We start from the raw sequence: 16,634 nt of genomic DNA, 5'->3' as shown, positions 1-16,634 counted from the left end.
GAACGGTCTGCCCTGTACAGCGGCCCCACGTCGGTGCAATGTGATTGACTTTGCGGTTCAGTGGAACATACGTTCGCTGTCATGGCTGATGACGAACCCACACGTGCGGCACGGCTGCTGGACGCCCAGGCCAAGGCTGAGCGGCTCTTCGCCGAGATCGAGGCGCGCGGCCTCATCGCGGCCGGCGAGGGGGAGCGGGCGGTCAGCGACCGAGTGCGCGATCTCGCGAACGAACTCTTCGGCACCACCCGCCACTGGCACAAGCGGATCGTGCGCTCCGGCCCGAACACCCTGGCGCCGTACCGGGACAACCCGCCGGACCGCGTCATCGCCGCGGACGACATCGTCTTCGCCGACTTCGGGCCGATCTTCGAGGAGTACGAGGCCGACTTCGGCCGCACCTTAGTGCTCGGCGACGATCCGCTCAAGCACCGGCTGCGGGAGGACCTGCCCAAGATCTTCGCCGCCGGCAGACGCCACTTCGCCGAGCACGACGACATCACCGGGAAGCAGTTGTACGCGGAAGTGGAGCGGCTGGCCGCCGAGGCCGGGTGGGAGCCGGGCGGCTGGCACGCCGGACACCTGGTCGGGGAGTTCCCGCACGAACTGATCGACGGCGCCGACACGGAGTCGTACATCACCGCCGCCAACGACACCCCGCTGCGCCGCACCGACAAGGCCGGCCGCACCTGCCACTGGATCCTGGAGATCCATCTCGTCGACCGGGAGCACCGGTTCGGCGGGTTCTACGAAGAACTCCTCACCCTCTGACATCGAAACGGCTCGCGGCGCGGCCGCTTCGGTATCCCTGCGCGATGCACGGGGACCGCGGCGGGCACGGCCTGCCCGAAGCCGTACGCCGACGCACCGGAACTCTGGGGGCGAGCATGTTCACGCGATGGCGGGTGGTTACGTCGCATGGCGAGCCGGCCGCCTTGGTTAGCATCCAGCCATGGCACCTGACACCAGCCCCTACGGACGTGAGCGAACAGCCCAGAGCGCCCCCGCGGCCGGGACAGGATCGATCTTCGACGTCGTCGTCGACCGCAGGAACAGCAACTCCATGAAGTGGGCCCGTGCCCAGGAGTTCCTGACACCCGACGAGGCCGAGGCCGACCCGCTGCCGATGTGGGTCGCGGACACCGACTTCAAGGCACCCCAGGCGGTGCTCGACGCGCTCCACGAGGCTGTGGACCACGGCGTCTTCGGATATCCGGGCGGTGCGACCGACAGCTACCTCGACGCCGTGACCGGCTGGCAGGCCAAGCGGTTCGGCTGGGAGGTCCCCCGGGAGTGGGTGATGCAGACCGCCGGAGTCATCACCACGCTCAAGACGATCGTGCAGGCGTTCTCCTCACCGGGCGACTCGGTCCTCATCCAGCCCCCCGTCTACGTGCATTTCCACGAGGACGTCCTGCTGAACGGCCGTCACCTCGCGTTCGCGCCGCTGCTGCGGACCGACGACGGCTACCGGTTCGACGCCCGGGTGTTCGAGGCCGCCATCCGTCCCGACACCAAGCTGTTCATCCTCAGCCATCCGCACAACCCGACCGGGAACGTGTGGACGGAGGACGAACTGCGGACCATGGGCGAGATCTGCGCCCGGCATGACGTCCTGGTCGTCTCCGACGAGGTCCACCAGGACCTCATCATCAACCCGGACCGCAGGCACCTTCCGTTCGCCGCGCTCGGCGAGGAGTTCGCACGCAACAGCATCACCTGCACGTCTCCCGGCAAGACGTTCAACCTTCCCGGCCTCCAGAGCGCCAACGTCCTCGTGCCGGATCCCAGGCTGCGAGCAGAGCTGGAGCGCCAGTACGACCGCAATGTGTTCCCGCTGGTCAACGTGCTGGGCATGGTCGCGGCCGAGGCGGCGTACGCGCACGGTGAGCCGTGGCTGGAGGAGTTGCTCACCTACCTGCGCGGCAACCACGCGCACTTCGCCCAGGCGGTCAACTCCGCGACCTCCAAGGTGCGGGTCCTGCCGGCCGACTCGCTGTATCTGGCGTGGATGGACTGCCGGGGACTGGGGATGGACGCCGAGTCGCTGGACAGGTTCATGCTCACCAGGGCGCGGCTGTGGCTGGACAAGGGGCAGAAGTTCGGGGCCGAGGGCCACGGCTACATGCGGGTGAACCTGGGCTGCCCCCGCTCCACGGTCGACGAGGCCGTGGACCGGCTGCTCACGGCCGTCGAGAAGCTGTGAACACGGTGCGCGAGCACGGCGGGTGCTCCACCCCGGGTGGGGAAGGCCTGCCGGTCGTTCGCGGCCGTCAGAGTCCGTAGCTCTTGCCGATCACGTCGCGTTGGATCTCGCTGGTCCCTCCGTAGACGGTGGAGACGACGGCCGCTCGCAGGTGGCGTTCCATGTCGTACTCGGTGGCGTAGCCGTAGCCGCCCATCATCTGCATGCCTTCGAGGGCGGCTCGTTTGGCGGTCTCGGTGGCCTTGAGCTTGGCCATGGACGCCTCGCGGGGGAAGAGGCGGTCCGGTTGTGCGTCGCAGTCGGCGGCCACCTCCCGGACCAGCAGCCGTGTGCACTCGATCTCTGTGGCGAGGTCGGCGATCCGGTGCCGCAGTGCCTGGAACGAGCCGACGGGGCGGCCGAACTGTTCGCGCTCGCGGACGTAGGCGACGGCGTCGTCGAAGGCGCGGCGGGCCAGGCCGAGCATGTTGGCGGCCAGGAAGAGCCGTTCGTGGTTCAGTCCGGCCATCAGCTGCCGCCAGCCGTTGTCGACCTCGCCGACGACGGCGTCCGCGGGCAGCCGCACGCCGCTGAGGAAGACGTCGTTGACCTCGCGGCCGCCCATGGTCTCGATGCCCCGTATCTGCATCCCGGGGGTGCCGGCCGGGACGTGGAACATGGTCAGCCCGGCGTGCTTGGCCTCGCCGGTGCGCGCCACGAGCAGGATGCTGTCGGCCACATGGGCGTTGGAGATCCAGGTCTTCTGGCCGTCGATCAGCCAGTCGCCGTCCGGTCCCTGCCGCGCGCGGCAGCTGAGGGCGCCCACGTCGGAGCCCGCCGCCGGTTCCGACATGGCGATGGCGAGGACGGCGCCCCGCGCGGCGCCGGCGAGGACTTCGGCCTTCTGCTGCTCGGTGCCGAACCGCTCGTACGCCTTGGCGGTGATCACGGTGGTGATGAAGCCGCCCGCGGGGACCATTCCGTAGGACGTCTCCTCCAGGAAGAGGCAGGCGTCGGCGAGTCCGCCGCCTGCTCCTCCGTACTCCTCGGGCAGGCACACGCCGAGCCAGCCGAGGGCGGCGAGTCTGCTGTAGATGTCGGCGTTGTGCGGGTCACGGCCGTTCCCGGTGAGCGCGTCGCGCTGTTCCCGTGTGCCGCATTCGCGTTTGGCGAAGTCGCGGACGGCGGCGACGAAGTCGGCCTGCTCCGGGGTGAGTCGGGTGCCCATGGGGTCCTCCGGATTCCGGGTGGATGACAAGGAAATGCCGCATGTCTCAAGGTGCGTACGACCCGCTACCGGGGTAGGTGTCCTGATACGGACGCATTTGTCTCTCGTGGAGCGTCTCTTCACGGGGCCGGAGGTGATGGCGGCGGGCTTTCGGGGGCCGTGGATGAGTCGAAGATACAAAAACTATTGACTTGTTTCACGGGGCACGTCAATACTCCGGACACAACGGAGAAAGGGAGGTGTCATGGCTGCTCTGCCGCACCTGCCGGCCCAGCCCGAAACCGTACAGTCCAAGGGAGTTGAGGCACCCTCCGCGGTGAGGGCGCCGCGTCGGGGCGGGATGGCCTGGCGCTACTTCGGGGACGCCCGCGCCACCCTCATGGCACCCCAGCTGCTCCTGCTCCAGGTCGCGCACCCCGTCGTCGGGGCCGGTGTCGAGGACCACAGCACCTTCCGCGCCGAACCCTGGCCCCGGTTGAAGCGCACCCTGTTCTCGCTGAGCACCGTGATCTACGGAGGGCAGCGCGCGGCCACCGAGGAGGCACGGCGCCTGATCCGCGTCCACGCCGGCATGAAAGGCACCGACTCCGCGGGCCGCCGCTACCGCGCACTCGACCCGGAGGCCTATCACTGGGTGCACGCGACCCTCGTCAAAGGACCGGTCGACGCGCAGAGCCTGTTCGGCAAGGGCATGACCGCACAGGAGACGGAGGCGTACTACCGCGAGATGCGGGACGTCGGACGGGTCTGGGGCCTCAAGGACCACCATCTGCCGCCGGACTGGGCGGCGTTCAACGCCTACTACGACGACATGGTCGACAACCGGCTGGAGTTCAACCAGTCCGTCCGCGACGTCCTCGACGAACTCGCCCACCCCGCCAAGCCGTTCCGCCTGCTCCCGGGCCCGCTCTGGCGGCCGTTCGCCCGGATCGCCGCCCACTACGCGCTGCTGGTCACCGTCGGCACCCTGCCACCGCGCCTGCGCGACCGGCTCCACCTCACCTGGAGCCCACGGCAGCAGCGCGCACTGCGGCGCTTCGCCCGCGTCGTGCGGTTCCTGATGCTGCTCGTCCCGCCCCCGCTCCGTATCACCGGCACGCTGGCCATCGCCTACTGGGCCACCCACGGGCCCGGCACCGATCCCGCCACACGGCGCCCGTTGGGGGCGAGGTGACATGAGGCCCACCACCGAGCCCACCCCCCTCGCCCCGGGGCAGGCCGGCGCCCGCCAGAGGTCACTCGCCCACGCCCGCCGACTCCACCGCCCGGCGGCGCAGGGAGAGGCCGGCCGGAGCGACCGCCGAGATCACCGCGAGCACCGCGCAGGCACCCAGGACCGCCGCGAGCGTCGCCCACGGGATCTCGATGGACGTCGTAACCGAGAGCAGGCCCAGCGCACTCCACATGCTCACCAGATTGATCCCGGTGACCAGCGCTCCCAGTAGTCCGCCGACCGCGACCACCGTCAGGGCCTCGGCGGCCACCAGCCGCAGCACCTGCCGGCTGGTGGCACCGGCCAGCCGCAGCACAGCCAGCTCGCGGGCCCGGTCCGAGGTCGCCATGACCATCGTGTTGGCCAGCGAGATGCCGGTGTAGAGGAGAGCGATGCCGAGGACCAGGAAGATGCCCATCCGCGTCGTCCGGTCGGTCTCGGGGTACGCCGCCCGCACCCAGGCGTCCCTGGTGAGGACGTGCCCGCCCGAGGCCCGCACCGCCTGACGCAGACCGGCGGCCACGGTGGCCGGGTCGGCACCGTCCGCGAGGCGTACGTCGGCCCGGTCGACGGGCGCTTCGGGGGCGTTACGCGGGGTGACGTAGACCCCGTTGTCGCCGGTGCCGATGGTCATGACCGCGGCGATCTTCAGGGTCTTCCTCGTGCCGTCTCCGAGCCACACGTCCACCCGCTCGCCCACGGTGTGCTGCTCCCACTCCTCGTTGACGATGATCGAGTCGTCGTCCAGGTCGCTCACCTTCCCCGCGGCGAGCGGGAGACGCGCCGTCGCCGCGAGGGGTTCCGGCTCGACGGCCCTGGCCTCGGACCTGATGAGGGCCACGTCGTCCTCCAGGACGTACACGGCGCTCGACGAGCTCGCCGAGACCTCGGCACCGGACACGGCCCGAAGCCGCTTCACCGTCGCCTCGTCGAAACCGGCGTCGCCCGCCGGAGTGACGACGAAGTCGGCGGCCGTCCGCTCGCGCACCTCGGTGGCCTTCGCCTCGGCGAGGGTCGCGGTGGCGCCCAGCAGCGAGCCCGCCAGCGCCACCGTGACCAGCACGGGCGCCGCGACAGCGGCGGTGCGGCGTACCCCAGCGGCGGCGTTCTCCCGCACCAGCATCCCCCCGGCGCCCGGCAGTCGGGCCGGAAGCCAGGCGATCAGTCTGGTCAGTGGCCGCACGAGCACCGGTGCGAGCAGCGCGACCGCGGTGATCAGCAGCATGGGCCGGCTGACATAGGTCTTGCGCCGCAGCAGGTCGCTCGGGTCCGTCACCAGAGCCAGGGCCAGCGTCACCGCGGCTGTGATCAGCAAGGCCGCTCCGAACAGCCGGCGGCCCGCCGTCATCGCCCGGGTGTCCACCGACGCCTCGCGCAGCGCCTCGGCGGGTCCGGTACGCCCAGCCCGCCAGGACGCCGCCAGCACGCCGCACAGGGCCACGAACAGGCCCGCCCAGAACGCCAGATGGCAGGGCCAGGTGTAGTCGCCGAGCGTGAACCAGCGGGGCGCGAGACCCTCGTCGACCGCCCACTCGGCGAGCCCCGGAGCTCCGTAGGAACCGAGCACGCAGCCGGCGGCCGAGGCGAGCACGCCCACCACGAGCGCCTCGGCGACGACCATGCGGCGGATCTGTCCCGGGGTCGCCCCGGCGGTGCGCAGCAGTCCGAACTCGCGGCGCCGCTGGGCCACCGCGAACGCGAAGGTCGAGGCCACCACGAACACCGACACGAACGCGGCGACGCCGCCGGCCGTGCCGAACATGGCGTTCATCGCGGTGAGTGCCTCGCTGTCCCGGTCGGGGTCGGCATCGGCGTACCGGCGCGCGTCCCCGGTCAGCACCTGGACGCCCTCGGTGCCGCGCAGGGCCTCACGGACGGCCGCCGCATCGGCGTCGACCACGAGCTGGAGACTGCGCGGCGACAGTTCGGCGGCCCGGGCGTCGGTGGAGAACACGGCGTTCTCGAAGCCCGGCCCGGCCACGGTGCCGACGACGCGCAGGGTGCCGCCATCGGTCCGCACCCGGGTACCCGGACGGGCCCAGTCACCGCTGACGACGACCTCGTCAGCGGCCGCGGGCGCACGTCCCGAGTCGAGCCTGTACGGCGCGAAGGCCGCGGTGGACCAGGGGTGGCCCACCAGATCGGCGGGCCCGCCCTCGGCCCGCACGGCGAACGAGCGGTCCACGACGACGGCCCCGAGGTGCCGCAGTTTCGCGACCGCGGCGTCCGGCACCGCACGCGGCTGAGCGAGTTTCCGGGCACGGCCGCCGATCGAGGCGGGCACCGTGAGGGTGTCCTGGCCCTTGACCACCACCGGCGCGGCGGCGAACCGCTCCGGCCGTCGGTCAGGCGCCTCCAGAGAGGACGCCAGGGCCAGCCCCATCGCGGCGATCAGTGCCACGCCCAGCGAGAGGGCGACGAAACTGCCGGCGAAGGTGACCCAGCGGGTGCGCAGGGTGCGCAGCGTGGTGCTCAGCACGGTGCCACCTCGAGCTCGGTCATGCGTGCCGCGATGTCCTCGGCGGAGGCGCCGATCAGCTCGCCGTTGACCCGGCCGTCGACAAGGAAGACGACGCGGTCGGCGTAGGAGGCGGCGACGGGGTCGTGGGTGACCATGATGACCGTCTGACCGTCCCGGTCGACCAGGCCGCGCAGCAGGGTCAGCACCTCGCGGCCGGTCTGCGAGTCCAGCGCGCCGGTCGGCTCGTCGCCGAACAGCACTTCGGGCCGGGTGATCAGGGCGCGCGCCAGGGCGACCCGCTGCTGCTGTCCGCCGGACATCTCCGACGGCCGGTGCCGCGCCCGGTCGCCGAGCCCGACCTGCTGGAGCGCCTCGCGCACCTGTGCCTTCCCCGGGCGGCGGCCGGCCAGTCGCAGCGGCAGGACCACGTTCTGCTCGGCGGTCAGCGAGGGCAGCAGGTTGAACGCCTGGAACACGAAGCCGATGCGCTCGCGGCGCAGCAGGGTCAGTCTGGTCTCGCTCAGCCCGGTCAGCTCCGTGTCGCCCATGGTGACCGAGCCCGACGTGGGCCGGTCCAGGCCCGCGGCGCACTGCAGCAGGGTCGACTTGCCGGACCCGGACGGGCCCATCACGGCGGCGAACGTCCCCCTCGGAAAGGCGAGCGACACCTGGTCGAGGGCGGTCACGTACGTGCCGCCCGTGCTGTACCGCCTGGTCACGGAGCGCAACCGGATCGCCTCGTTGGTCATGTGTCCCCCACCAGTGCCTTCCGCTCGGCTCGTTGATGCCTCCACGAAACCCCGGAAGGCCCTCGTGACGCAGTACGGCCAGAGCGAGACCCGGGGTAGGGCCAGGCCTACCCCCGATACGGACACTGGGCCGATGGAACCGGCCGATGGGACCACCTACGGTCATGCACATGCACCCTCGAAACGTGTGGCAGGCCATGTCCCGGCCGGACTTCCTGCTGTCGGCCTGGCCCTGGCGTTCCGCCGCGTATCTGCTCACCGGTGTGATGACCGGCGCCGCAGCACTGGTGGGCATCGTGACCGTGGCCACGGTCTGCGGTGCGCTCGGCCTCGTCCTGGTGGGGCTGCCGCTGCTCGTCCTGCTCGCTCTCAGCGGGATCCCGGTGGCCGCGGTGGAGCGGTGCAGGCTGCGCCTGGTCGGCCTCGACCCGGTGCCCGGTCGGCATCGGGTGCCGGCCGCGCCGGGACTGCGGGCCTGGCTGACCACCCGGCTGCGCGAACAGGCGACCTGGCGGGAGCTGGGTTACGCGCTGTTGTTCGCCGTGCTGCTGTGGCCGGTCGATGCCCTGGTGTTCACGGTCGCCCTGCTCGTCCCGCTGTCCATGGTCGCCACCCCGCTGGTGATGGCCACGGTCGGCGACGGACACGAGGCGAAGGTGCTCAAACAGTGGACGGTCACCACCTGGCCGACCGCGTTCCGCGTCGCCGTGCTCGGCCTGCTCCTGATGGCCCTGTGCGCCTACGTGCTCGGCGTCACGGCGGGCGCCCGCGCCGAGCTGGCCCGGCTGCTGATCGCCTCCCGTGAGGGCGAGCTCGGCGCCGAGGTTGTCGAACTGGCCCGTTCCCGCGTCCGGTTGGTCGAGGCATTCGAGGCCGAGCGGCGCCGTATCGAGCGCGATCTGCACGACGGCGCGCAGGAGCGCCTTGTGGCCCTGGCGATGACCCTCGGGCTGGCCCGCCTCGATGCCCCGCCAGGCCCGCTCGCCGATCAGCTCGGCAAGGCCCACGAGGAGGCGGGGAAGGCGCTCGCGGAGCTGCGCGAGCTCATCCACGGCATCCACCCCAAGGTCCTCACGGACTACGGCCTGCACGCTGCGGTCGCCGACGCCGCCGACCGCTGCGTGGTCCCCGTCGACGTAGACCTCCACCTGCCGGGCCGACCGGCCCAGGCGGTCGAGTCCGCGGCGTATTTCGTGGTCTGCGAGGCGCTGGCCAACGTCGCCAGACACAGCGGGGCCGACCGCGCGCAGGTGAGCGGCGGTCATCGCGACGGACGCCTGTTCCTTGAGGTGCGCGACGACGGCCGCGGCGGCGCGGACGCCTCGGCGGGCAGCGGCCTCACCGGTCTCGCGGACCGGGTGTCCGTCCTGGATGGCAGACTTGCCCTCACCAGTCCGCCGGGTGGACCGACTCTGTTGCGTGTGGAGTTTCCTTGCCAGTTGACCAAGCCGGCCGATCACTTCGCGTAGTGCTGGCCGAAGACAGCGTGCTGCTGCGGGAAGGCCTCGTCGGCCTGCTCGGCCGCTGCGGTCACACGGTGGTGGCGGCCGTCGGGGACGCGCGGGCGCTGGTCGCCGCGGTCGAAGAGAACCCGCCCGACATCGTGGTGACGGACGTCCGCATGCCGCCCGGTTTCCAGGACGAGGGGCTGCACGCGGCCGTGCGGCTGCGCGCGAAGCGCCCGACGCTGCCGGTCCTGGTCCTCAGCCAGTACGTGCAACGGACGTACGCCGCGGAGCTCCTGGACTCCGGAGACGGATCGGGTGTCGGCTATCTGCTCAAGGACCGTGTCGGCCAGGTCGAGGAATTCGTGGAAGCGTTGCACAAGGTGGCCGACGGCGGGACGGTGATCGACCCCGAGGTGGTGCGCCAGTTGCTGCGCCACCGCCGCGATCCGCTGGAGCGGCTCACCCCGCGCGAACGCGAGGTGCTGGCACTGGTCGCCGAAGGCAGGTCCAACGGCGCGATCGCCAAAGAGCTGGTGGTTTCCGAAGCGGCGATCGGCAAGCACATCGGCAACATCCTCACCAAACTGGACCTGCCGCCGACGGCCAAGACCCACCGCAGAGTCCTGGCCGTCCTCACTTACCTACGCGCCTGACGGTGACGGGGCGCACCGGACGGGCCGCAGCGGGCGTACAGGCCGACCTGTTCTCGAGGGGGTCGGCCCGTCGGCCGCGGTCGGCGGTGCGCTGGACGTCGCCTATTCGTCGTCCGGGGCTGTTCTGGGGCTGGTGTGGAGGACTTCGCGGGCCTGTTCGGCGGCGCGGGTGATGCTTTCGCTGATGAAGTCGAGGAAGCGGGCGACGTTCTCCAGGCGGACGGCGGCGGGGGTGTCGCGGCCGAGGACGGCGACACCCTGACGCGCGGTCTTGACGACCTCGTCGTTCGCCCGGGCGCTGGCGACCGTCGCCTGGTAGAAGAGCTCGTTGTCGACGACGTAGCGGTCGCGGCGGCCCTCGTCGCGTTCCCGGCGGACGAGGCTCTGGCTCTCCAGGAACGTGATGGCCTTGGAGATGGACGCCGGGCTGACCTGGAGGTGCTGGGCGAGTTCCGACGCGGTGAGGCTGCCGGCGTCGGAGGTGAACAGGCTGGTCAGCACCCGGGCCGGGATCTTGGGCATGCCCGAACCCATGAGGACGGTGGTGAACGTCTCCTCGTACTCGGCCACGGCCTCGGCGTCACGGCCGTGCGGCTGGGGGGCCGCGGCGGGCCCGCGGGAGGTGGCGGTCCTGCGCCGGTGGGCGCGGCGTTCGGTGGCGCGGTGGGCCAGATTGGCGCGGTAGGCGGTGGGACCGCCGTTGCGCATCACCTCACGGGTGACCGTCGAGGTGGGACGGCCCAGGCTCCGGGCGATCTCGGCGTAGGGGAGGCTGTCGGCCAGCCCCAGCGCGATCTGCTGGCGTTCCTGCTGGGTGAGTCTGCCTCCCGGCATCGTGGTCTCCTCGGTGATCCCTCGCGGCGGTCCCTGTACGCCTGCACTATAGCGTTCACGACTCGCCCATTGCAATGATCGGTACGGTCGACGTTGCGTTCTCTTCGCTACTGTTGCAACACTTTCGAGGTCTCCACCTGCATAGATGCCCATTTTATGCAACGAATATGTTGCCTGACGCGGGAAGGCAACGTAGCGTTTCCAATGTCAGAAACGATTCGTGAGCAGGGGAGAAGACCCGTGAAGAAGAACAGAACCCACTCGACCGGCTCGACGTGGACCGGCATGGTCCCCGTCGACGACACGGCCCTGGCCGTCACCGACACCGGTGGCCCCGGCATCCCCGTCGTCTACCTCAACGGTCAGTTCGCCACCCAGGGCTACTGGCGGCGGACCATCGCCGAACTGGGGCCCGGATGGCGCCACATCACCTACGACGAACGGGCCCGCGGCAAGTCGAAGCGCTCGGCGGACTACTCCTTCGAGGCGGCCGTCCGGGACGTCGACGCCGTCCTCGCGGCCAGGGGCGTGGACCGCGCGCTGGTGGCGGGCTGGTCCTACGGGGCGTTCGTCGGAGCTCACTGGGCCCACCGCAACCCCTCACGCGCCGTGGGCGCGGTCCTGGTCGAAGGGGCACAGCCCTACGACTGGCTGGACGAGGCCATGGAGCAGCGGATCCGGAAACTGTTCCGGCGGATGGGCTGGTTCCTGCCGCTGCTGCGCCCGACGGGCCTGACTCCGCGGATGAACGCTCGGCAGATGGCGGACACCAACATCGAACTCGGCCGGCTCGCCCGCGAGCGCGAACTGGCGCCCGTGCTGGACGACATCACCGTTCCGGTGCGTTACGTGGTCGCCTCGGGCGCGTCCCTGGGGAGCAAGGGTGATGAGCAGGAGCGGATCCGCGCGGCCCTCGACGCGGTGACCGCCCGCAACCCGCACATCCGGATCAGCGCGAAGGTCGCCAGCAATCATGACGCGATCATGAAGAAGGACTTCGCGGCCATCGCCGAGGCCGTGCGCGAGGTCGCCGCCCTCGACGGCGGCGGGAGCTGAAGGCGCGGCGAGCGGGACGGAGCCCGCCCCGCTCGCCGCGCACCCGCCGGCTGTAGCGTTCACCCTCCTTCATTGCAATAAATCGAGTGAGGCTTGTTGCGTTAGAGGTAAAGCCATTGCAACGATTTCATACCTCTCACCTGCAAGTATTAAGAGAGACCGCAATAAATGAGTTGCTGCATTGGTGAACGCAACGTAGCGTTTCCAATGTAAGAAACAATGATGAGAACGACGGCGGGGCGGGGCCTCGTGGGTCGGGCGGACAAACAAAGGGGTGGGGACCATGGAAACAGCACAGAGCCGGCGGCAGGTCGCAGCCCCGGCCGCTCCCGGCGCCTTCACCGCGTTCGCCCGCTTCGTGCTCTGCGGCGGGGGAGTGGGGCTCGCCTCCAGCTTCGCCGTGGCGGCCCTCGCCGCCTGGATTCCCTGGGGCCTGGCCAACGCACTGATCACGGCGGCCTCCACGCTCCTGGCCACCGAACTGCACGCCCGCTTCACCTTCGGCGCGGGCGGGCACGCGACCTGGCGCCAGCATGCGCAGTCGGCCGGATCCGCCGCGGCCACCTACGCGGTGACCTGCGTGGCGATGTTCGTCCTGCATCAACTGGTGGCAACGCCCGGCGCGATGCTCGCGCAGGCCGTCTACCTGTCCGCCTCCGCGCTCGCCGGTGTCGCACGGTTCGTGGCGCTGCGTCTGGTCGTCTTCGCGCGAGGCCACGCACAGGATGCGGCCTCCGTGGACCGCGACCTCGCGTCGGACACGGCCTCCGTTCGCCTTGAGTCCGGGTCGGACGCGGTCTTCGTTCACTGCGACTCGGCGTCGGACGCGGTCTCCGTTCGCCGCGACCTCACGCCGGACACGGTCTTCGTCCACCGCGACTCGGGGTCGGAGCCGGCATCCGTTCCCCGGGGAGCCGCATCGGACGCGGCCGTCGTCCGCGCCCCCCGCCCCGTGGCCGCGACCGCGACCGCGACCGCGGCCCGCGTCACGGCACCGGCGGGTCAGGCGGCGCTCTGCCGGGCCGCCTGACCCGCCGGTGCCGTGCGGGCCGCCGGCCGGAGTGTCACATCCGCGGGTCGGGCTTCAGCAGGGCGAACTCGGCGCCGAACGGGTCCGCGAGCCAGGCGATGCGGCCGACATCCGGGACGTCCGCCGCCGGCATCAGGACGGACCCGCCGTTCGCCGTGGCCGCCGCGGCCGTGGCGTCGGCGTCCTCCGCGTGGAAGTAGGGCACCCAGCGGGGCCGTTCGCCCTCGCCTCCGCCCATCGGCGCCACCCCGCCGAAGGAGGCGTCCTGCTGGTCGCCGTCCTTGGTGCTCAGTACCCGGTACGTCATGCCGGGTGCCTGCATGTCCTGGCTGCGCCAGCCGAACAGCCCCTCGTAGAAGGCGATGCCGGCGAGCGGGTCGGGGACGTGCAGCTCTGCCCAGAGCAGCGTGTTCGGGGCGGAGGTGATCTCCAGTCCGGCGGTCTTGCCGGGCTGCCAGAGCGCGAACTCGGCGCCCTGCGGGTCGGTGGCCTGTGCCAGATGGCCCTCGCCCATGACATCCATGGGCTCCATCCGGACGGTGCCGCCGCCGGCCGTCACGGCGGAGACGGTGGCCTGGATGTCATCGGCCTTGAAGTGGATCATCCAGGCGGACTTCGCCCCGTCCTGGGTGAGCGGCCCGAGCGCGGCGACGGTCTTCCCGTCGATCTGGAAGAACCCGTAACCGCCCGCGTCCGGTCCTGCGGAGACGAACTGCCAGCCGAGGACGGCGCCGTAGAACGCGGCGGCCGCCTCGGTGTCGGGGCTGCCGAGGTCGAGCCAGTTGGGCGATCCGATGCTGAAGTCTGTGCCGAGCATGAGGAGTCCTCCGGGGACGTCGGTCGATCGGGCGGGGGCAACGATGCCGACCCGGCCCACCCCGGGCCACCCGTAACCACCGGCGGCCCCCCGGGCTTCACCCGTACGGAGCAACCCGCGCCCCGTTACGGCGCCGCAAGCGCGCCAGGCGCCCGATGGTTGTTCCTGCCCGCGGCGGCCGGGATGAGCGATACCACCCAGCGATCGCGGCCGGTGGCCCTGTCGGGTCGCCGTGCCGGTCACGCGGCCGAGTGCGAGAACTGAGCCATGGGCACGGATCGTGCCACCGTCCCGGAGTCATAGCGTTCACCTTTGTTCATTGCAACCCACCTCCTGGGAGAGTGTTGCGTTAAGTCTGAAGTCGTTGCAACAAATTTCGTGCTCCTGTCTGCGGATATGAGAATCTGACGCAACAGACGTGTTGCCGAATCCGTGAATGCAACGTAGCGTTTCTGTCATCGGAAAACCGCGGGCCGACCAGGGCACGCGACGCCGGAGAAGGAGAGCACCATGCAGAAGTTCGACACCCCCGCCCCCGTCTCCGCGATCATCGACATCCCCGCGGGACGCATCCAGTTCATCGCCGCCGACCGCGCCGACACCACCGTCGAGGTCCTGCCCGCCAACCGTGCCAAGAGCCGCGACGTGAAGGCGGCCGGACAGGTCCGGATCGACTACGCCGACGGCGTCCTGCGCGTCGAGGCCCCTGAGGCGAAGAACCGGCTGCTGGGCCCGTCGGGGTCCGTCGAGGTGACCGTGCAGCTTCCGGCCGGCTCCCGCGTCGAGGCCAAGGCGGCCGCCGCCGAGTTCCGCGGTGTCGGACGGCTCGGCGAGGTCACCTTCGAGGGCGGCCACCGCTCGGTCAAGCTCGACGAGGCCGACAGCGTCCGCCTGACCGGCCTCGACGCCGACATCACCGTCGGCCGGCTCCACGGCCCCGCCGAGATCAGCACCCAGAAGGGCGACGTGAACATCACCGAGGCCGCCCGGGGAGCGCTCACGCTGAGCACCCAGATGGGGGACATCACCGTCGGCGCCGCCCCCGGCGTCTCCGCGTCCCTGGACGCCGGCACCACCTACGGCCGGGTCAGCAACACGCTCAGGAACGCCGACGCGACTCCCGGCCTGGCCATCCACGCGACCACCGCCCACGGCGACATCACCGCCCGCAGCCTCTGACCGCCGCCCCGACGAAGGTGTCACCGCGGCCCCGCCCGCACACCCGTCCCACCCCGGGGCGGCGCACCCCGGCACCACTGCCGGAGTACGCCGCCCCGCCGGATATTCCGTTGCACCCCAGCCACCGACACACCCACACTGTGCCGGTGCTGATTCGACGCGAAGCGCCCACCGACGTCCCCGCCGTACGCGCCCTCACCTCGGCCGCGTTCGCCAAACAGGGGACGGCGACCCCCGTCGAGACCACCCTGCTGGACGAACTGCGCGACTGCGACGGCTGGTTGCCACACCTGTCGCTCGTGGCGGTGAACGAGCGGGACGAGGCCATCGGGCACGTGATCTGCACCCGCGCCCACGTCGACGCCGCCCCGGTCCTGGGACTCGGCCCGCTCAGCGTGCACCCCGACCACCAGCGCCGAGGCGTCGGCCTCGCGCTCGTCCACACCGTGCTCGGCGCGGCGGACGCGCTCGGGGAACCGCTGGTCGCACTGCTCGGCAGCCCCGCCTACTACGGCCGCTACGGCTTCCGCGTCAGCACGCGGTACGGCATCACCCCACCGGACCCCGGCTACGGCGAGCACTTCCAGATACGCACCCTCTCGGCGTACGAGCCGGCCCTGCGCGGCAGCTTCACCTACGCCGCTCCCTTCAACGACCTCTGACCCGTCGTCCGGCCCCGCCCACCGACTCGGTCATCACCCCGACCCGCCTGATCCTCCGGGAAACGGCCTGTGCGACCCCGTACGGCACCCCGCCGGGCGGACCGCCGCCGAGAACCGCGGCGAAGCGCCGCGCCGGGGTCAGTCGCACAGGGCCGCCACCACCAGGCTGTCGAAGACCAGGGTGCCGTTCTGGGAGGCGGTCACCCGGATCGCCATGTCCTCGGCCGCGTCCTGCTGGGGCAGCGGCGTCGCGGCGATGTGACACGCGAGGTCCAGTTCCACGGGGCGGTGGAAGGCGCTGCGCACCTCGACGGGCAGAACACGGTACGGGGCGCACACCGCCTGCGCGGCCTGGCGGGCGGCCTCAAGGAGCAGCATGGCGGGGACGTGGTCCATGGGATGGTCGAAGAGCGCGGGGTGGCTGGGGTCGACCCGCAACTGCCAGGTGTGACCGCCCCGTCCGGAGCGCGCGGCCGGGACGCCGAGCACCACGTCCCGTACGTCGAGGCGCCCCACGACGGGCGGCGGCAGTGCCTCGGGCAGCGGCGGCAGACCCGTCGGCGGACCGAGACGGTCCCCGCGCAGCCCGGCGTACGCGGCGGGCGACAGGACGTCGAGGCTGATGCGGCCGGCACCGACGAACGCGTCGTCGTCGCGGAGCAGTTCGGCCTCCACGGTCATGACGGTCGCGGCGCCCGCCCCCGCCCCCGCCCCCGTGTCCGGGTCGGGGGAGCGGGCCACCTCCAGCCGGATCTCGGCCGGGACGACCTCGATGTCCAGTTCGCCGACGACCCACTGGTGGCCGCGGGGAATCCCGTAGTAGGTCTGGCCGACCAGCAGGGACGCCTGTCTCAGCGACTCGGCCGCCAGCAGGGGGTCGTACCAGGCGCCGGCGATCGGCGCGTAGAAGGCGTGGCCCCGGGGCCACTGGGTGCCCAGGAAGAAGGTGTCGGCGCCCGTCCGCTGCCAGTCGGTGATCAGTACGTCGGCGATGGCGCTGCGGTCGACGAGGTGACGGGGCGCGGTGCGCAGGTAGGAGAGCTCGCCCTGACCGGGACCGTGGTCCGGTGCCAGGAACGCGCGCGAGGGTTCGGTCGAAGACACGCGGGTCTGCCCTTC

14 protein-coding genes and 1 pseudogene are annotated in these 16,634 nt (G+C 71.3%); 9 read left to right on the top strand and 6 right to left on the bottom strand.

The annotated features are described in order from the left end of the window. The first annotated feature begins 81 nt into the window (after nucleotides 1-81). On the top strand, nucleotides 82-771 hold the full coding sequence (locus ACF07B_RS09510) for a M24 family metallopeptidase (RefSeq protein WP_392178436.1): 690 nt from the start codon (nucleotides 82-84) through the stop codon (nucleotides 769-771). 181 nt (nucleotides 772-952) lie between these two features. Beyond that, nucleotides 953-2,206, top strand: coding sequence for a MalY/PatB family protein (locus tag ACF07B_RS09505; RefSeq protein ID WP_392178435.1), 1,254 nt, complete (start codon nucleotides 953-955; stop codon nucleotides 2,204-2,206). Nucleotides 2,207-2,273: 67 nt separating this feature from the next. Here ACF07B_RS09505 and ACF07B_RS09500 read toward each other — a convergent pair whose 3' ends face one another. Continuing rightward, entirely contained in the window at nucleotides 2,274-3,413 is a 1,140-nt protein-coding gene (locus ACF07B_RS09500; protein WP_392178434.1) for an acyl-CoA dehydrogenase family protein, read from the bottom strand. Between the two features lie 244 nt (nucleotides 3,414-3,657). On the opposite strand from ACF07B_RS09500, the gene ACF07B_RS09495 reads away from it, so the two are divergent. Next, nucleotides 3,658-4,587 carry an oxygenase MpaB family protein gene (locus ACF07B_RS09495; RefSeq protein WP_392178433.1) on the top strand — a complete coding sequence of 310 codons (930 nt, stop codon included), beginning with the start codon at nucleotides 3,658-3,660 and terminating at the stop codon, nucleotides 4,585-4,587. 61 nt (nucleotides 4,588-4,648) lie between these two features. Here the strand turns inward: ACF07B_RS09495 and ACF07B_RS09490 are convergent, their stop codons facing one another. Further along, nucleotides 4,649-7,105, bottom strand: a complete 2,457-nt coding sequence (locus tag ACF07B_RS09490) for an FtsX-like permease family protein (protein WP_392178432.1) — start codon at nucleotides 7,103-7,105, stop codon at nucleotides 4,649-4,651. Further along, complete coding sequence (locus tag ACF07B_RS09485) at nucleotides 7,099-7,836, bottom strand: ABC transporter ATP-binding protein (RefSeq protein ID WP_392178431.1); 738 nt, start codon at nucleotides 7,834-7,836, stop codon at nucleotides 7,099-7,101. Before ACF07B_RS09485 ends, ACF07B_RS09490 begins: the two co-directional genes overlap by 7 nt. Nucleotides 7,837-8,033: 197 nt before the next feature. Between ACF07B_RS09485 and ACF07B_RS09480 the strand changes: the two genes are divergently transcribed. Both ACF07B_RS09480 and ACF07B_RS09475 read left to right on the top strand, forming a co-directional pair. Continuing rightward, nucleotides 8,034-9,305 (top strand): sensor histidine kinase, encoded by a 1,272-nt coding sequence (locus tag ACF07B_RS09480; protein WP_392178749.1) that lies wholly within the window; start codon nucleotides 8,034-8,036, stop codon nucleotides 9,303-9,305. Further along, a complete protein-coding gene (locus ACF07B_RS09475) occupies nucleotides 9,305-9,937 on the top strand; it encodes a response regulator (RefSeq protein WP_392178430.1) in 633 nt (210 codons plus the stop codon). Before ACF07B_RS09480 ends, ACF07B_RS09475 begins: the two co-directional genes overlap by 1 nt. Before the next feature lie 102 nt (nucleotides 9,938-10,039). Here ACF07B_RS09475 and ACF07B_RS09470 read toward each other — a convergent pair whose 3' ends face one another. Next, nucleotides 10,040-10,771 carry a helix-turn-helix domain-containing protein gene (locus tag ACF07B_RS09470; RefSeq protein WP_392178429.1) on the bottom strand — a complete coding sequence of 244 codons (732 nt, stop codon included), beginning with the start codon at nucleotides 10,769-10,771 and terminating at the stop codon, nucleotides 10,040-10,042. Between the two features lie 240 nt (nucleotides 10,772-11,011). Between ACF07B_RS09470 and ACF07B_RS09465 the strand changes: the two genes are divergently transcribed. Beyond that, on the top strand, nucleotides 11,012-11,827 hold the full coding sequence (locus ACF07B_RS09465; protein WP_392178428.1) for an alpha/beta fold hydrolase: 816 nt from the start codon (nucleotides 11,012-11,014) through the stop codon (nucleotides 11,825-11,827). A 283-nt stretch (nucleotides 11,828-12,110) separates the two neighbouring features. Next, nucleotides 12,111-12,563, top strand: a pseudogene (locus ACF07B_RS09460) (GtrA family protein); the annotation flags it as partial. Nucleotides 12,564-12,891: 328 nt separating this feature from the next. Here the strand turns inward: ACF07B_RS09460 and ACF07B_RS09455 are convergent. Then, entirely contained in the window at nucleotides 12,892-13,674 is a 783-nt protein-coding gene (locus ACF07B_RS09455; protein ID WP_392178427.1) for a VOC family protein, read from the bottom strand. 510 nt (nucleotides 13,675-14,184) lie between these two features. Between ACF07B_RS09455 and ACF07B_RS09450 the strand changes: the two genes are divergently transcribed. Further along, a complete protein-coding gene (locus tag ACF07B_RS09450) occupies nucleotides 14,185-14,853 on the top strand; it encodes a DUF4097 family beta strand repeat-containing protein (RefSeq protein ID WP_392178426.1) in 669 nt (222 codons plus the stop codon). A 146-nt stretch (nucleotides 14,854-14,999) separates the two neighbouring features. Continuing rightward, the gene (locus ACF07B_RS09445) at nucleotides 15,000-15,515 is read left to right on the top strand and encodes a GNAT family N-acetyltransferase (protein ID WP_392178425.1); all 516 of its coding nucleotides are present in this window, start codon (nucleotides 15,000-15,002) and stop codon (nucleotides 15,513-15,515) included. A 138-nt stretch (nucleotides 15,516-15,653) separates the two neighbouring features. On the opposite strand, the gene ACF07B_RS09440 is transcribed toward ACF07B_RS09445, so the two are convergent. Continuing rightward, a complete protein-coding gene (locus tag ACF07B_RS09440) occupies nucleotides 15,654-16,619 on the bottom strand; it encodes a ScbA/BarX family gamma-butyrolactone biosynthesis protein (RefSeq protein WP_392178424.1) in 966 nt (321 codons plus the stop codon). Nucleotides 16,620-16,634 lie beyond the last annotated feature (15 nt).

It is taken from the genome of Streptomyces sp. NPDC015532 (assembly GCF_043078065.1).
Lineage (GTDB): Bacteria > Actinomycetota > Actinomycetes > Streptomycetales > Streptomycetaceae > Streptomyces.
The sequence above is the reverse complement of the archived record's forward strand: the minus strand, read 5'-3'. Positions and strand labels throughout refer to the sequence as shown.

Excerpts from the sequence above, each read along its gene's own strand:
- ACF07B_RS09485 (WP_392178431.1), bottom strand. The coding sequence starts at position 7,836 with ATGACCAACGAGGCGATCCGGTTGCGCTCCGTGACCAGGCGGTACAGC.
- ACF07B_RS09510 (WP_392178436.1), top strand. The coding sequence starts at position 82 with ATGGCTGATGACGAACCCACACGTGCGGCACGGCTGCTGGACGCCCAG.
- ACF07B_RS09505 (WP_392178435.1), top strand. The coding sequence starts at position 953 with ATGGCACCTGACACCAGCCCCTACGGACGTGAGCGAACAGCCCAGAGC.
- ACF07B_RS09480 (WP_392178749.1), top strand. The coding sequence starts at position 8,034 with ATGTCCCGGCCGGACTTCCTGCTGTCGGCCTGGCCCTGGCGTTCCGCC.
- ACF07B_RS09450 (WP_392178426.1), top strand. The coding sequence starts at position 14,185 with ATGCAGAAGTTCGACACCCCCGCCCCCGTCTCCGCGATCATCGACATC.
- ACF07B_RS09495 (WP_392178433.1), top strand. The coding sequence starts at position 3,658 with ATGGCTGCTCTGCCGCACCTGCCGGCCCAGCCCGAAACCGTACAGTCC.
- ACF07B_RS09455 (WP_392178427.1), bottom strand. The coding sequence starts at position 13,674 with ATGCTCGGCACAGACTTCAGCATCGGATCGCCCAACTGGCTCGACCTC.
- ACF07B_RS09470 (WP_392178429.1), bottom strand. The coding sequence starts at position 10,771 with ATGCCGGGAGGCAGACTCACCCAGCAGGAACGCCAGCAGATCGCGCTG.
- ACF07B_RS09500 (WP_392178434.1), bottom strand. The coding sequence starts at position 3,413 with ATGGGCACCCGACTCACCCCGGAGCAGGCCGACTTCGTCGCCGCCGTC.